Source organism: Chitinophaga caeni, from assembly GCF_002557795.1.
Lineage (GTDB): Bacteria > Bacteroidota > Bacteroidia > Chitinophagales > Chitinophagaceae > Chitinophaga > Chitinophaga caeni.
Map to the genome: position 1 here is coordinate 2,868,555 of NZ_CP023777.1, position 16,950 is coordinate 2,885,504.

The 16,950-nt window shown below is 42.1% G+C and carries 13 protein-coding genes; 7 read left to right on the forward strand and 6 right to left on the reverse strand.

Annotated features, from left to right (window positions below; translation table 11 throughout):
• Positions 1–30: 30 nt before the first annotated feature.
• Entirely contained in the window at positions 31–312 is a 282-nt protein-coding gene (locus tag COR50_RS12160; protein ID WP_098194231.1) for a co-chaperone GroES, read from the reverse strand.
• A 302-nt stretch (positions 313–614) separates the two neighbouring features.
• Between COR50_RS12160 and nusB the strand changes: the two genes are divergently transcribed.
• The 5 genes from nusB to COR50_RS12185 all read left to right on the forward strand — a co-directional run bounded on the left by nusB (position 615) and on the right by COR50_RS12185 (position 3,938).
• Positions 615–1,544: a transcription antitermination factor NusB gene (nusB, locus tag COR50_RS12165; RefSeq protein ID WP_098194232.1), complete on the forward strand. Its 930-nt coding sequence runs from the start codon at positions 615–617 to the stop codon at positions 1,542–1,544.
• Positions 1,545–1,599: 55 nt separating this feature from the next.
• On the forward strand, positions 1,600–2,040 hold the full coding sequence (locus tag COR50_RS12170; RefSeq protein ID WP_098194233.1) for a DUF1573 domain-containing protein: 441 nt from the start codon (positions 1,600–1,602) through the stop codon (positions 2,038–2,040).
• Between the two features lie 79 nt (positions 2,041–2,119).
• Positions 2,120–2,461, forward strand: coding sequence for a preprotein translocase subunit YajC (yajC, locus tag COR50_RS12175; RefSeq protein ID WP_232516158.1), 342 nt, complete (start codon positions 2,120–2,122; stop codon positions 2,459–2,461).
• A gap of 101 nt (positions 2,462–2,562) precedes the next feature.
• Complete coding sequence (gene coaE / locus COR50_RS12180; protein WP_098194235.1) at positions 2,563–3,150, forward strand: dephospho-CoA kinase; 588 nt, start codon at positions 2,563–2,565, stop codon at positions 3,148–3,150.
• A gap of 44 nt (positions 3,151–3,194) precedes the next feature.
• On the forward strand, positions 3,195–3,938 hold the full coding sequence (locus tag COR50_RS12185; protein ID WP_157760791.1) for a hypothetical protein: 744 nt from the start codon (positions 3,195–3,197) through the stop codon (positions 3,936–3,938).
• Positions 3,939–3,979: 41 nt separating this feature from the next.
• Here COR50_RS12185 and COR50_RS12190 read toward each other — a convergent pair whose 3' ends face one another.
• The 3 genes from COR50_RS12190 to COR50_RS12205 form a co-directional block, all read right to left on the reverse strand.
• The gene (locus COR50_RS12190; protein ID WP_098194237.1) at positions 3,980–5,170 is read right to left on the reverse strand and encodes a pyridoxal phosphate-dependent aminotransferase; all 1,191 of its coding nucleotides are present in this window, start codon (positions 5,168–5,170) and stop codon (positions 3,980–3,982) included.
• A gap of 222 nt (positions 5,171–5,392) precedes the next feature.
• Positions 5,393–6,103 carry a DUF4397 domain-containing protein gene (locus tag COR50_RS12200; RefSeq protein WP_098194239.1) on the reverse strand — a complete coding sequence of 237 codons (711 nt, stop codon included), beginning with the start codon at positions 6,101–6,103 and terminating at the stop codon, positions 5,393–5,395.
• Positions 6,104–6,137: 34 nt separating this feature from the next.
• Positions 6,138–7,340, reverse strand: a complete 1,203-nt coding sequence (locus tag COR50_RS12205; RefSeq protein WP_157760793.1) for a serine hydrolase — start codon at positions 7,338–7,340, stop codon at positions 6,138–6,140.
• Between the two features lie 210 nt (positions 7,341–7,550).
• Here COR50_RS12205 and secDF point away from each other — a divergent pair, with 210 nt between their 5' ends.
• Positions 7,551–10,712: a protein translocase subunit SecDF gene (gene secDF, locus COR50_RS12210; protein WP_098194241.1), complete on the forward strand. Its 3,162-nt coding sequence runs from the start codon at positions 7,551–7,553 to the stop codon at positions 10,710–10,712.
• A gap of 321 nt (positions 10,713–11,033) precedes the next feature.
• Here secDF and COR50_RS12215 read toward each other — a convergent pair whose 3' ends face one another.
• Both COR50_RS12215 and COR50_RS12220 read right to left on the reverse strand, forming a co-directional pair.
• Positions 11,034–13,415: an ABC transporter permease gene (locus COR50_RS12215; RefSeq protein ID WP_098194242.1), complete on the reverse strand. Its 2,382-nt coding sequence runs from the start codon at positions 13,413–13,415 to the stop codon at positions 11,034–11,036.
• A gap of 162 nt (positions 13,416–13,577) precedes the next feature.
• Positions 13,578–13,916: a HesB/IscA family protein gene (locus COR50_RS12220; RefSeq protein WP_098194243.1), complete on the reverse strand. Its 339-nt coding sequence runs from the start codon at positions 13,914–13,916 to the stop codon at positions 13,578–13,580.
• Between the two features lie 202 nt (positions 13,917–14,118).
• Between COR50_RS12220 and COR50_RS12225 the strand changes: the two genes are divergently transcribed.
• Complete coding sequence (locus tag COR50_RS12225; RefSeq protein ID WP_098194244.1) at positions 14,119–16,932, forward strand: TolB family protein; 2,814 nt, start codon at positions 14,119–14,121, stop codon at positions 16,930–16,932.
• Positions 16,933–16,950 lie beyond the last annotated feature (18 nt).

Sequence of the window (16,950 nt, forward strand, 5' to 3'; positions counted from 1 at the left end):
GGAGTTCAGTTTAATTTTTGACGACGTTGATTAAACGATAGCCAAAATATCGGATTCACGCATGATTAAGTAATCAGTGCCTTCGAGGCTGATCTCTGTGCCGGTATATTTACCGTACAAAACGGTATCACCAACCTTAACGGTAACCGGCTCATCTTTTTTACCAGGACCAGCAGCGACTACAGTACCTTTTTGCGGCTTCTCTTTTGCGGTATCCGGAATGATAATGCCACCAGCGGTTTTTTCTTCTGCTGCTGCAGGTTTTACAATTACCCTGTCAGCTAAAGGTTTAATACTTAATTTCTTAGCCATATAAATGTTGTTTTTTTAAACAGGTTTTTATGGAAAATTTTGGAAAATTTAATGCTTGCATCTCTCTCTAACATTGTGCCAATGGCAGGAGCTAGTCAAAATTGCAGGTTGTAAAGATAGTTAAATGAAATTATGTCTGTGATAATTGTCATTTTTTCATCTAAAAAATGTCAGTTACCTTCGTAACCGGTCGGATTTACATTTTTAGCTGGATTTCAATTATTTAGATAATTGCGTGAAAAGCAAATTTTTGCAAATGCATATTTAAACGTAGATTTGCGGCCATTTTCCTATAAGAGTTCATGATTAGTAGAAGAAACATCAGGGTCAAAGTTATGCAAACCTTGTACGCCATTGATACAATGGATGCGGAAACCCTTAGACCGGGTACCGCCACGGGTTTGCTCAACGAGAAATTAGATCAGACATGCCAGGTATTTACATACCTGCTATATTCCGTGACCAACGTGGCTTTATATGCCGAAACGGATGCCATCGCCCGCTCTTCAAAGCACCTTCCCAGCGAGGCAGATCTAAATGTAAATACCAAGATTGCAGGTAACGAATATGTTTACCAGCTCTTGAATGACAGGGGCTTCCAGGTCAACCTCGACCAGTGGAAACTCAAGAATTTACCGGATACTGAAATTACCCGGAAACTCTATACCCAGTTGGTGGCTTCCGAAATTTACCAGGAATATATCCAGGAAGAGGGTCGCCAAAAGAATAAGGAAAAGCAAATCGTTGAATATATCTATAAAGAGATATTGATGAAAAGCGAGCTTTTCTTACAACATCTTGAAGATACCTTCCTCCATTGGGGCGATGACGCCAGCATGATGGATGTATTGGTCTCTAACTATTTCAATAAACCGCAACTATTTAATTTTCTACAGCTTATCAGCAAAGAAAAGATTGATTACGCTAGGGAGTTATTATTAACGGTGATCGATAAAAAGGAATATTGCCTAGAATTGATTAAACCGAAGTTACAGAACTGGGATCCCGAAAGAATCGCTGCCGTGGATATGCTGCTGATGGAAATGGGGGTTTGTGAATTTTTATACTTCCCGACCATCCCTACCAAGGTGACTATCAACGAGTATATCGATTTGGCTAAGGCTTACAGCACACCGCAGAGCGGCCAGTTTGTAAACGGTATCCTTGATAACATCCTCAAAGACCTGGAAGCGAATAAACTCGTTAACAAGGTGGACCGGGCAAAAAAATAGGCGTTTTTTTAGCAAACATCTGTCTAGAAACTTATTTTTACGCAAATTACACCCGATGAAAACGATTTTATATACAGTTTTTGCAGCAGCAGTGCTTATGGCAACTGCCTGTAATCAATCTCCGAAAGAAGGGAACAATGATAGCAAGGCAGTAACCACCCAGGATACTACCGGTGGTTTCCCCGAAATGACCTTCGAGCAGCCGGAGCATGATTTCGGTGAGATCGAGCAGGGGGCTATCATGGAATATAATTTCAAGTTTACCAACACGGGCACGAAAGATTTAATTATCCAAGATGCCATTACCAGCTGTGGATGCACCGTGCCAGAATGGCCTAAAGAACCGATCAAACCGGGCGCTACAGGCTTTATGAAGGTAGTATTTAACAGTAAAGGTAAGTTTGGCTATCAAGAAAAGGAGATCACCATCAAGGCGAATACTGAAGATCCATTATTTCCGGGGCCCAGGATTCGTTGTGTAATCAAATCAGAATAGGAATTTCTCCTGTAAATAGTTAATATTTAATCAACATAATTTATTCATTCTATCAAATACTATTTCGATGTACATCAACATGCTTAATTTATTAATGGCAGCGCCTTCAGGAAGTGGCGGTAGCGGTGGCGGTATGGGTATCCAGTCTTTACTGTTTTTAGGTGGTATGTTCTTAGTAATGTGGCTCTTCATGATCCGCCCTCAAACTAAGAAAGCCAAGCAACAAAAACAATTTATCGACAATCTCCAAGAAGGTGACAAAATTGTAACTATCGCTGGTATTCACGGTAAAGTGAAAAGAATCAATGATGACAATACATTGGTGATCGAAGTTGGTCCCGGTACCACTTTGACAATCGAGCGCGTAGCGGTGAGTATGGAATATACTACCCAGAATAAAGCTGCTGCCGAGAAGAAATAAGAAAATTTAATACAAGTATTTTCAATAAAAAATCCAGTTACCGTGATTGGTAACTGGATTTTTTTTATTTTGCTTATTCCTTTCGATTTACAACCATTATTATGCATATTATTGGAATAACGGGCGGAATTGGCTCTGGCAAAACTACGGTCGCGAAAATATTTGAAGTGCTGGGGATTCCTGTATATTATGCGGATGATGCAGCGAAGAGCATCATGGAAAAGGATCCATTGTTGATAGATCAAATATCCTCGCATTTCGGGAAAGAATCTTATAATACGGAAGGTAAATTGAACCGTAAGTTCATAGCAAACATCGTATTTAATAATAATGAGCAGCTGGAAAAATTAAATTCCTTCGTTCACCCGGCAACGATCAGGGATGCCGATCGTTGGGCTTCCGAACAAAATGCCCCTTATGTTCTTAAAGAAGCTGCGTTGATGTTCGAGACGGAATCTTTCCACCATACTTACAAGATCATTACCGTGTTTGCTCCCCAAGCCATGCGCGTGCAAAGGGTAATGCGCCGCGACGGCCTAAGCGCCGATGAGGTATATGCCCGTATCCATAAACAGATGGACGAAAACATCAAGAAAAAGCTCGCTGATTACGTTATTTATAATGATGAACAGCAGATGGTCATCCCGCAAGTACTCCGCATCCACGAAGAACTCCTACAATCGGTTTAACATTGATTTAAGATATGAACAATTAGTTTTACCGGGTGCCCGGTATGATGAAAATATTACGCTTGTATACATGTTTCTTTTGCTTGGTCTTACCCATGGTAGCTAAGGCGCAGCAAACTATTTTCGGAATGATTTCCGGGAAATACGGTACCCGTATCGATGCCGCCGAAGTTAGAAACCTGCGAACCGGCGAAATAATTGCCGCCGGCAAAAACGGTAATTTTAAAATCAACGTGGAGCTTGGTGACAGGTTAACATGCACAGCACCGGGTTTCCTGGATACCCTGGTTATTGTAAAGAACTTCCAACCTTTAATCATTACGATGAACGCGAGCGGTATCAGCTTAAAGACTTTTACGCGGAAGGACTATAAAACGGATTCCCTGGCGCTACGGGTTACTTACGGCAGGAATATGGAATTTAAGCTTCCGCCCTGGTATAAGGTGGTGAATGTTTTTCCCCCGGCCGTGCAGCTAAATAATCTCCAGAAAGTGTTATCGTTCAAAGGCAATAAACGCCGCTTTGAATTTAAAAAACGCTTGCTCGATCATGAGCGGGAAGCATACCTGGAAGAAACGTATAATAGCCCACTGGTAGAACAATACTCCGGTTTCCGGGGAGATACATTGGAATGGTTCATGCATCAATATCGCCCCAGCTATGAATTCTTACAAAATGCTACGGCTTATGACCTGGCTTTATTTATCAAAAGCTCTAAAGAGCAATTTCTCGATAGCCTATCCAGGCAAAAAAATCCTCCCGATAGTGTTCTAAGGGGAGGATCTTGAATTTTTATAGCAATTGCTTATTGCGAAAGCATGTGCAACTATTATTGCAATTTGGCTAACCAGGTGCGTAACCTTTCGGCGGCTAATTTCAATTTCTCAGTGCTGGTTGCATAAGACATCCTGATGCAATTAGGCTCTTCGAAAGCGTCTCCGGAAACGGTAGTTACGTGTGCCCTGTGCAGCAGGTACGCACATAAATCACTGGAATCCTTGATGACTTGGCCTTCGTATGATTTTCCGAAGAATGAGCTGATATCCGGGAAGAGATAGAATGCGCCTTCCGGTTTGTTGATTTTCAACCCGGGGATATCTTTCAACAAGTCGAAGAACAAATCCCTTCTTTCCCTGAAAGCTTTCACCATTTCAACGGCAGTGCTTGTATCATTTATCAAGGCGGCTACGGCAGCATATTGTGTGATGGAAGAAGTGCCGGAAGTAAATTGACCTTGCAATTTCTCGGTAGCTTTCGCGATTTCCAAGGGCGCTACGATATAGCCTAAGCGCCAGCCAGTCATGGCAAACCCTTTACTTAAACCGTTCACGATGATCGTTCTTTCCGGCATGCTTTCAAATTGAGCGATGCTTGCATGTTGACCATCGTAATTGATGTATTCATATATTTCATCGGAAATAACGAATACTTCGGGGTGTTTGCTGAATACGGCAGCCAAAGCCTCCAGTTCATCCTTGGTATAAACCGCGCCACTTGGATTACAAGGGGAAGAGAACATGAACAACTTTGTTTTTGGCGTGATAGCAGCTTCCAATTGCTCCGGCGTGATCTTGAAATCATGTTCGAAAGAACCCTTGATCGTCACGATCTTACCTTGGCATAAATTTACTAATGCCGCGTAAGTTACCCAGTAAGGGGTAGGTATAATCACTTCATCACCTGGATCTACCAAGCTCAATACCACGTTTGCCAAGCTTTGCTTCGCACCTGTAGAAACCACTACTTGTTCGGGGCTGTAGTCGAGATTATTGTCCCGCTTTAGCTTATGAACAACGGCCTTTTTAAGATCAGCAATACCAGCTACGGGTGTGTAATGCGTGTGCCCGTCATCAATGGCCGACTTAGCGGCGGCACGGATGTGGTTGGGAGTGTCAAAGTCAGGTTCACCAAGGCTTAAATCTACAACATCGATGCCTTGTGCCTTTAGTTCCCGGCTCAACTTGGCCATCATGATGGTCTGAGGCTCGGAGATACGTGAAAGTCTTTCTGCCAGTTTCATGTTTGAAAATTTGTTTTATTGGGTTGACCGGGCGCAAACCTACTACAAAAAAATGGATTGCCACAACACATTTTTTAAAAATCACAACATTTTGACCGATTTGTTGGAAATAATCTTGAAAATTGGCAAATGGCTTGGTTGTCATCAAAAGAAAAGTAAAAAGACCGGGCTGATTTACAACTCGGTCTTTTTAAAAATATAAAATTATTAATATGATAATGCTTAGTTGGAATACGACATGTTGTATAATTTCACTGCCGTGTTACCTGTACCGCCTACTTTTCCGGTCAGGATAATATTGGATACATAACCTGCTCCCATTTGCACGCCTACAATACCTGCTACCGTGCTATCGGTTCCGGCAAGTTTTACTGTTAAGTTGCCATAAGCAGCATCAATTTCGGTAAATGGCCTTGACATTTCTGAAAGGGACTCGGGGTAAGTGGCGCTGCCAATCTTCGTATTCCCGATATACAAATCTACCGCTGGCATATCTTGGCAAAGGTTATAAAAACGGATATTGGCCTTGGTAGTACTCAGGTCGCTGAAATCTTCCTTGAAATAAATGCTTTTAGCCGGGTTGTCGTACATGAAAACAGTGTAAATATTCTTTGTAGAATCCAGGTTTAATGCAAACGAAGATTCAGCCGGATAAGGAGCTCCCGTGCTAGTTTTAAATGATATCAGGTGGCTACCAGGGTCAAAATAACCCACGTTTAACCTGCTGGAAGGGGTAATAATGGACCCATTCCCGGTTAATTTGGTAGATCCATCGTAGATATCCAAAGAATCCCCAGTTGGGCTAGCTAAGACGAAAGCTACAGCCGAGCTGTAATCTGGAGTAGAGGGAGTTGGATCTTTCAAACAAGATGTGGTACCTAACATCGCAACAACGGCCACTAAAGCCAAATAACGGAATTTTTTGATAGACATGCTCTCTTGCATTTATTTGATTGAATGATAAAATTTAACGATCATATGTCATCATGAACTTACTTAAATCAGGTTCATGTAAACGTTTTCTTTCTAATTCGTATTGGTAAATGATGGATCCCAGTTTTTGCAGGAACGGTTTCCCTATTTCGTCAAACTCATAGTGCCCGCTACTCAATACACCGTCTTCGTTGACATATAAGTTGGCCGATACCATAAATTCTACCTTGTTTTTAAAATCAACCACGTAGGCAAGGTCTGTTAAAAAACCATAAGCCCATCCCGGTTTATTAAAAATCCTGATATATGGTGGCATTACCGCGTTCTTATCTCCCCCGAATAATAGGAACTTTACATATGCAGGGTAAAATTCCGTACTGTCATAAGCTGGATAAGTAGTTTCCGTTGGTAACTGCGACATGTAACGGTATAAAAAACGGTAATCCTCTTCTTTTAAACGAAAAGCTTGCCCAGATGTTACAGTCCCCGGAAAAATTATATTCCGCAGTATATGGTGCAGGTCAACTAAACTGATATGGTTTTTATAATAGAAATCCATCGGTGTCCGAACCAAGCTATCTCCAATATAATGCGCTTTCCCGATTAAATCATGTTTATCCTGGAACACCAGGCTGCTGATTTTTCCGGGTTGTTGGTAAACCGTATCACCATCATCCATAAAAAACATGCCATTGGTATGACGATTAGCCTCCGGGGATAAATCTACATCCAACCTATGCCTGATTTGTGCCGAAGCAAACCCTTTTTGCCATAATTTCCGGTTAAATTCTTCCTGTCCTAAGAATTCATACAACCTGTTGAATGCATCATTATCACTTACCAGGAAGATTTTTTTAATATAATGCGCGATGCTGGGATGAAAATCTTGGGCGGTGGAATCAAAATTTACTTCGGTTGAGATGCCTGGCAAACCCCGGGTAAATGCGGCGGAAAATTTATCTAAATTGTTGATATTTAGATCATTAAGTTTTTCTAACGCAAGGATGGCGGCAGGCAATTTCACTGTGGAAGCCGGGTAAAAATATCGTAAAGTATCCACATTATAGTAAAAATCTGTAAAAGTTGGTTTATTTTGCGCATCCCTGTTTATTTGCGTATAAATGACCTGTAGTCTGTATTTGGATAAATTCCCGGTAACTGGGGCAAGTTGTGGATCCTCCATCAACCTTGTTAATAAATTGCCGTTTTCGCTATGAGGGGACTTATTTTTTTCCATTTTTGTAGCGTTATTACAAGATGCAAGGGTATAAAGCATTAACAGGATATATAAACGATAGTAGCACATAGGTTGTATATATTATCTTTAAAATGGCTCAAAACCAACCAGATAGCGGTTTTTGAACAGTTTTTTAGAGAGCTTTAATATATCAATTTAAATTCTATCTTTGCAACTCTTAAAAAATTTTTATTATAAACCCGAAACAATATGCAACTTAAAGGACTGGTTAAAGTTTTTGCCGTCGCACTGATCCTTATCTCTTTGTATCAATTGTCCTTCACGTTTGTGGTACGGAACTATGAGAAGGGGGTAAACGAAAAAGTAGAGAAAGCAGTATCTCAACAATTCCCTGCCGCCGATGTAAAATATCCCGGTAACAAGGAAGCGCAAGCACTCTACCAAGATACGCTGGAGGATGTTTTAAAAGAGAGAAAAAGGGCTTATTTCGACAGCACCAGGAACTTAGAAATCGCCGGTTTCCCTTGGTTCACTACTTACACCAAAGCTAAAGAGAAAGAACTCAATTTGGGTCTTGACCTGCAAGGTGGTATCAACGTGGTGTTGGAAGTGAGCGTGGAAGATGTTATCCGTGCACTGTCCGGTCATTCGAATGACCCCGCCTTCAACCAAGCGCTGGAATTGGCTAAAGAGAAACGTAAACAAAGCCAAGCGGATTTCGTTACCTTGTTCGGGCAAGCTTATAGCGAAGTAGCGCCTAATGGTAAATTAGCCAGCCTATTCGCCAACTCTTATCAGAAGGAAATCGATTTTAACTCTTCCAATGATAAAGTATTGAGCGTGATCCGCCAATCTGCCGCCGCTGCCATCGAAAATACTTACCTGGTACTGATGAAGCGTATCGATAAGTTTGGTGTGGCTCAACCTAACATCAACCTCGATAAAAACCGTGGTATCATCTCCGTAGAATTAGCGGGTGTAGATGATGTGGACCGCGTTCGTAAATATTTACAAGCTAGCGCGAACCTCGAATTCAGGGAAGTTTATAAAAACTCCGATTTCGCACAATACCTCGGCGCAATGAACCAGGCCGCTGCTTTGGCAACCGGTGGTAATAAAGCAAAAGATACGGCAGCAAAAGCTACTGCCGATACAGCAGCTATTGCTGCAACAACCGCTCCCGGCGATACTTCTAAAACCGGTAGCTTGAATGATATCTTGGCTAAAGAAGGTGCAAACGCGGGTGATTCCGCAAAAGATGTTGATGCCCAAAGAGAACTGATGGCTCAACAAAACCCGATCTACGCGATTTTGCAACCGTTATTTGACCAACAAACTGGTAATCCCGTTCCTTCTCCTTCCATCGGTTATATCATGGCTAAGGATACGGCTACATTTAATAAATACCTTCAGATACCTGCCGTAAAAGCTGCCATCCCCAGGGATGCGGTATTCGCTTACGGTTCCGAAAGGGGGGATGATAATTCCGGGATTCTTTCCGTTTACGTTTTAAAGGTGAATCCTTTGAACCCTGCCCCAAGGGTAGGTGGTGAAAGTATCGTGGATGCCCGCCAAGATTTCGATCGCTATAACGGTCAACCCGAAATCTTCATGAGTATGGACCAAGTCGGTACCCGCGAATGGAGAAAAATGACCGGCGAGTTGAAACCCAAAAACCCGAATGATCCTTATGCCCGCAATTATGTTGCGATCGTATTGGATGGTATCGTATATTCCGCTCCCGGCATCAATGATGAAATTCCAAATGGTAGTTCTTCTATTTCCGGTTCTTTCACATTGGAAGAAGCGAAAGATTTGGCTAATATCTTGAAGTCCGGTAAAATGCCTGCTCCTGCAAAAATTGTTCAGGATCAAGTAGTAGGGCCAACTTTAGGTGCTGAATCTGTTGCTGCCGGTGCAAAATCTTTCATCATTTCCTTTGTAATCATCTTCATATTGATGTTGGTGTATTACAATACTGCCGGTTGGGTCGCTAATACAGCATTGATATTAAACTTGTTGTTCACTTTCGGTATCCTGGCTTCCCTGGGCGCTACTTTAACGATGGCCGGTATTGCCGGTTTGGTATTAACCATCGGTATGGCCGTGGATACGAACGTAATCATCTTCGAGAGGATCAAGGATGAACTCAACCATGGTAAATCATACGAACAAGCGGTGAAAGACGGCTACAAACGTTCTTACGCCCCCGTATTAGATGGTCACATTACTTCCTTGATCACGGCATGTATCCTTTTCTACTTCGGTTTAGGACCCGTACTAGGTTTCGCAACCACGCAGATCATCGGTTTACTGTTATCCCTTTTCTGCGGAATCTTGATTTCCCGCATGGTAACGGATGCCTGGATGCGCAAAGGCAGACACTTTAAATACTTTACACCGCTTTCTAAGAAAATATTTACACATAAAACTTTCGATTTCGTTGGAAAACGTAAGTATGCTTACATCTTATCCGCGATCATCACGATCCTCGGTGTAGCTTCCTTCTTCAACGGTTTCGATCACGGTGTGGATTTCTCCGGTGGACGTAGTTATACGGTTGAGTTCACGAAGGATATGAAAGTAGATGATGTTCGTCAACAACTGAAAACAGTTTTCGGTGGCGAAGCGCCGGTTGTAAAAACCGTGGGCGACGACCGCAAGCTGAATATCACTACTGCCTATAAAATCGAAGAGCAAAGCCTAGAAGTGGATCATGAAGTGATGACTGCTCTGTACAACGGTTTGAAAGGTTATTATCCTGATAATATCGAATACAACACTTTCGTACAAAAGCAAATACTGGGTACGCAGTCCGTTTCCCCGATGATCTCGAACGATTTGAAGAGAGGCGCCGTGTACGCTACCTTGTTATCTTTAGCTGCGATCTTCGTTTACATCCTGTTGCGCTTTAGCAAATGGCAGTATTCTATCGGTACGATCGTTGCCTTGCTGCACGACGTATTGGTAACATTAGCAGTATTCTCATTTTGCCGTAGCTGGGTAAGTTTCCCGTTAGAGATCGACCAGCACTTTATCGCCGCCATCCTGACGGTTATAGGTTTCTCGATGAACGATACCGTAATCGTATTTGACCGTATCAGGGAGTACTTCCGCAACCGTAGAAAGGGTGATAATAAGGAAGTGATCAATGCTGCGATCAATGACACGTTGAGCCGCACAATTATGACTTCCGTTACCGTGTTCATTACCATCCTGGTATTGTTCATCTTCGGTGGTGATGTTACCCGCGGTTTCGCCTTCGCGATGTTGATCGGTGTGTTAACAGGTACTTACTCTTCTATCTTCGTTGCTGCGCCTATCTTAATTGACTTCGATAGAAAGAATTCATTGAGCCAGGAAGGCGATGCTGTAGAAGTAAGCGGTAAACCTGCCACAGCTAAGAAATAATAATCTTAATTGAAATAATAGAAATGGGTTGTCAATTGTTGGCGACCCATTTTTTTTACCATTATAATTGAATCCATCCCCACTTGATTAACAGGAGTAAATACCCTCAATAGTGATTGGAACCGAGCTTGGAAACCAGAACCGGCAAGGTTTTGCGCAATGTCCTCAAAAAATCTAACCCCAGTTACAAATACTTGTGGCTTGGAAACCCGAACCAGCAAAGACTAAGGGATGTTGCCACATAAAACTGCATGGCTACATAAAAAAAACGGGCAAAAGCAGAAGCTAATACCCGTTATAAAACTGTGTATGCAAAAATATTTATTCCGATTTCAAACTTTTAACCGGGTTCATCCAAGCTGCCCGGATAGCCTGTGTGCTGACCGTTAAAATGGCAATCAGGATCGATAGAACGCCGGTAACTGCAAACTCCCACAAATGGATGCCCGTTTTAAATGTGAACTGCTGCAACCAGTTATGCATCGCCCAATAGGACAGGCCCCAACCGATAATGTTTGAAACGATGACCAGCTTGATGAAGTTGCCGGACAATAAAACCACGATGCTGTTCACGGATGCGCCGAGTACTTTTCTTACACCGATTTCTTTTGTTCGCTGTTCGGCTGAAAAAGCCGCTAAACCAAACAAACCCAAACAGGAAATGATGATGGCTAAAGAGCCGAAAATCTTTACCAGGTCGCCCAGCAAAGTTTCATTTATAAACTTCATTTCGAACTGTTTATCGATGAATCTATATTCGAATGGATAAGCAGGATTCACTTCCTTGAAGATCTTTTCAATCTTGGATAAAGCTTGGCTGGTTGATAGGTTCGATGGCAGTTTAATATTGAACAAGCTTCTCCAGTCAGGTCTATAGCCTACAATCAGCGGGTTTTGCTGTTCATAAGGCGAACCTAAGGTGAAATTCTTTATAACGCCTATAACGGTACGATTCTCTCCTTGCCATTTTATGGTTTGCCCGATTGGATCCTGGAAGCCCATCGTTTTTACAGCCGCATCATTCAGTATCACGGCAGTGCTATCCGACTTGTGGCTTTTCTCGAAATCCCTGCCGGCAGTTAATTGCATGCCGAAAGTTTTTACAAAGTCATCGCTGCATGCAACCTGTTGAAATACGGTCAACTTTTGATCTTCTTTCATCCCGCTCCATTCCACGCCCCAGGTTGAGCTGCTTTCGCGGGACACGTTGTTGGACGTGATACAAACAGATGTGGCGGCTCCCTCATCGAGGATTCGTTGCTTCACAAGTTCTGCTTGCCCATCATTTTCTGTAGCCCCTTCGATATCTACCTGGATGATTTGTTTATTATCATATCCCATCGGCAGGTTCTTGATATAATTCACCTGGTTGAAAATGATAATGGAACAAACGATGAGTCCCACGGCAAAAGTGAACTGGGTAATTACCAATACTTGTCTCAAGGAGAAGCGGTTTTTGCCCTTTTTTATCCTGTTTTTAAGTACTTCTATCGGTTTGAAGGATGATAGGTAAATGGCAGGGTAACTACCGGCTAGGAAGCCCGTAAATAAAATTAATCCTACTAATCCTAACCAAAAGCCGGGTCGTGTGAATGGCAATATAAGTTGTAAAGATAATAGCCGGTTGAAATAAGGAAGTACTAATAAGACGATCAAGATCGCGAGGAGACAGCTACAAAATGATAGCAGGATAGACTCAACAAGGAATTGCCTGGTCAGCGAAACCCTGCTGGCGCCGATAGATTTGCGGATTCCAACTTCCTTGGCCCGCTTTTCTGACCTGGCAGTGCTAAGGTTCATGAAATTGATACAAGCAATAACCAATATACCCATCGTTAAAATTAAAAGTAACCTGATAAGGTCAATTCTACCACCGACGGATTTGCCATTCACAAATTTGCCATAAAGGTATTTCTTGCTTAAGGGGAATAAGGCGGTTATTGTTTCTTCTCCTGCATCATCGGAATGTTTGTCAATAAAATACTTGATCTTTTTGTTGAATTCTTTATAATCTACATTCGGCTTCAATACTAGATAAGTATCATAATTGAAGTTACCCCAGTTAGCTTCCTTGATATACGGGGTAGTCTGCTCAAAATACTTCCAGGGAAGCAAGAAGTCTGTTCCTGCCAGGAAACTGTTTTTAGTGAAGGGTTCGTAAACACCTACAACTTTCAACGCATCTTGGTCCTGACGTTTAATAATCTTATTTAAAGGGTCTTCATCTTTAAAAATCCTCTTGGCAAATTCGCTGGAGATGATGATACTATTCGGATCTTCGAAAATGTCGGAAGTCGCTTTCTTGATCAATTTCACATCAAACATTTCCAGGAAGGCACTATCAACAAAAGGACCGGCACCTTTAATACCGGTCTCTTTATATGTAAATAAAGTTGTCCAATTAAATGTATGTCTTGTAAAGCTTGCTATTTCCGGGTATTCTTGTGCAAGGGTTGGACCGAGCACATTGGGTTGCGACCAGGAAGTACTGGGTTCTTGCCCGGGTGGCATATAATGTTTTATTACAGCGTAAGTTCTATCAATATTTTGAAACGATTGGTTATAATTCCACTGGTTAAAAATATATAACAGTAGTAAAATGCTACTGGCAAGACCGATCGCTAATCCGCTGATATTAATAAATGTGTACCACTTACTGTTCTTTAAATTCCGGTACGTGATAATAAGATTATTCCAAAACATAGGAGCGCTTTATTGAAAGTCAAGGTTTCGCGGTAGGCGCCGAAAAATTATGCCATGATCATAACCAGTTGACTATTAATATAATGCACTAGTTTGGTGAGTTTGAATATGTCCGTTTTCGGACACGGGGGTCCGAATTTGATACACCGTTGGAGTAGCTGCTTAGACTGCAAAGGAAGATCCGCATCCGCAGGTGGAACTGGCATTTGGATTTTGGAAGGTAAACCCGCGGTTGTTAAGGCCGTCTTGGTAATCTACTTCCATTCCGAATAGATAAATACCATGAGATTTCTTGATAACAACCGGTATGCCTTCGATCTCAAAGAAATCATCACCTTCTTGTTTTTCATCAAAACCAAGAACATACGACATACCCGAACATCCCCCGCCTTTTACACCGATTCTTAAAACCTGTTGCTGATCAAATCCTGGTGCATCCATCAGGCTTTTAAGTTCCTTTATGGCACCTGCTGTTAATGTTACGGGAGCTGTTGTAGTCATACTGTAATAAAATTTATTGCAAAATTAGGAAATTCAATTGAAATGCTCGAAATGTTAAGTTTGAGCGCCAAATATGATATTGACCTGGGAATCGCGGGTGAAAAATTCTATCCGGCTAGAGTGTACCGGGATTTAACGATTAGGTAGTTTCAAATTGGCTGCAATGTGTTATCTTAGAACTTATACATCGCTAAATAATCTTATGCCTAAACGTCTTTTATTGGCTTGTTTAGTTATTATCCTATTCAAAGCAGCCTCAGCACAACAGTTCGGAGCCAACAGGCCAACACATAAATGGTTACAGATCAATACCGATACGATCCGCGTTATTTTCCCGGGGCACCTTACAACCGAAGGCATAAGGGTGGCGAGTTTGCTTAGGGATGTTTCGGCACAGCCCGTTAATCTCGGAAACCGGCGGGGCAAAATAAATATCGTATTGCAGAATGAAACCTTGTTGGCCAATGGATACGTGCAGATGGGGCCTTTCAGGTCGGAATTTTATATGACCCCGCCACCAAATTCAATGGACTTGGGGGCAATGTCTTGGGCGGATCAATTGGCGCTCCATGAATACCGGCATGTTTTGCAAAATGTGAATGCCCGTAAAGGTGTTTCCAAGTTATTTTCAATCCTTGGAGGGGAGCTTGGCCAGGCGGCGATTACCAACATTGCCTTACCTAATTGGTTTTGGGAAGGGGATGCCGTGTTAACCGAAACGGCATTAAGTGCGCAGGGCAGGGGGCGTTTACCTTCTTTCTTTGCCGGTTTCAGGGCATTATCAAGATTACCTCAAGCTTATTCATTTATGAAGATTCGGAACGGTTCGTTAAAAGATTATGTGCCGAATCATTACGAATTGGGTTATATCATGACTTCTTACGGTCAGCTAAAATACGGAAAAGAGTTTTGGGGAAATGTGATGGATGATGCGGTGCGATATAAAGGTGTGTTTTACCCATTTTCTCAAAGCCTGAAACGGAGAACCGGGATGAATGCCGCCGCTTTTTCCCGGGCGAGCTTAGATTATTATGAAGAAAACTGGAAAGAGAATAGTAAGGAAGATAATGATGCTACGATGGTTAGTCCTTCGTCAAAGCATTACGAAGATTATCAATGGATCCAAGCTGATGGAGAAGATTGGATCGTGTTGAAACAGGATTTTAAGAAGATACCGGCATTTTACAGGTTGAAGCGGAACGGGGCAGAAGAGAAGCTGTGGGCGCCGGGCTATAACTTCGATAATTATTTTTACTACAACCGTGGAAAAATTGTTTACACCGAAAGTAGAAACCATCCACGCTGGGGGTATGAAGATTATTCTGTAATAAGAATATATGATGTCGCGACGAAACACCTGGTACAGTTAACACGGAAATCAAGGTATTTCTCTCCTGCATTGTCTAGCGATAACCAACAAATTGTTGCCGTTGAATCTTCGGATGATATGAAGACGCAGCTCGTTATTTTAAATGCGCAAACAGGTGAACAAGTCCGTAAATTGGAAAACCCGGATAACTGGGTATATACCTACCCTGTATTTGCGCAAAACAATAGCGTAATTTATACTACCGTAAGAAACCTCTCCGGTGAAATGGCGCTCGTGGAAGTGCCTGTTGAAACGGGACAAGCCAAAATTATCATCCCGTTCGGAACGGATGCCCTTGGCCCGGTGCGCATCAAGGGTGAACAATTATATTTTACGGCGAATTTTAAGGATGTTACCAATATCTACGCAACCGATTTACGGGGTGAAAATATACGGCAAGTAAGTCATGCCGATAATTATGTTTCTTCTTTCGCGGTGGGCGACAATAAAATTCGTTATAGCGAATTTACGGCCGGGGGTAACAAAATACTGGAGATGCCGCTAGAAACGGCGTTTGCAAACGCGGAAAGCATTCAATTGCATAGATCATATCATGGCGATTGGTTGCATCCCAAGCTGGGTAGGGATTCGAGTACAGCAGTGAACGCGGCCGCTTATTCCTTCGATATCAAGAAATACCGTCAAACAAAAGGTTTCTTTAACCTGCACAGTTGGATTCCTACTTTCGATGATCCGGATTATAGCTATACGATATATGGCAATAACGTTTTAAATACAACGGAAACCGCGATAGGATATACTTACAACCGGAATGAAGAAAGCCATAAAGTAGGTGGTAGCCTCACTTATGGCGGCTGGTTTCCATATTTAACTACGACGGCAGATTATACTTTCAGGAGAAACGTTCTTGTTTCAAAACAAAATTACCTGATCTGGAACGAATTTAAATGGGGCGGCGGATTAGGCGTGCCGATCAACTTGTCATCCGGTAAGTTTTCCAGGGGAATGAGCCTATCCGCTAATTACAATTATGTAAAGCGCAACGCGACAAATGATTCGAAGTATAGGTTCAATATTGATCAAATTCAATATTATTCTTTGGGTTTTTCATTCAATAATCAACGGATGAAAGCCCGGCAGAATATTTTTTCACACTTTGGACAAACATTGTATGTACAATACAATAATTCGCTGAACGAAGCGAAGGCTGCCCAACTATTTGCCAGGTTGGACTTATATTTGCCGGGTTTTGCCCGCAACCATAATATCGTGATTAATTTGGCTTACCAGGATATCGATACCAGCAGTACATACCGTTTTACGGATAACTTCAGTTATGCCCGCGGGTATAATTCGCCTTATTATGATCATATTTACAAGATCGGTGTGAATTACCATTTCCCGGTTGCATATCCTGATTGGGGTTTTGCCAATGCCTTGTACTTTACCAGGATCCGTGGAAACATTTTCTATGATTATAGCGAGGGAACATCGGGTAGCCAAGCCTTAAAAACAAGGTACAACTCTGTTGGCGGCGAATTATATTTCGATACGAAATTGGGCAATGCTTTGCCCTTTACTTGCGGGCTGCGCTTCAGTCATTTATTGAACGATGATCCCCAAGATGCCGGATTGAGCAATAAGTTCGATTTTATATTGCCTTTACAACAATTGTTTAGCTATTAAATACAGTGCTTGATGTGT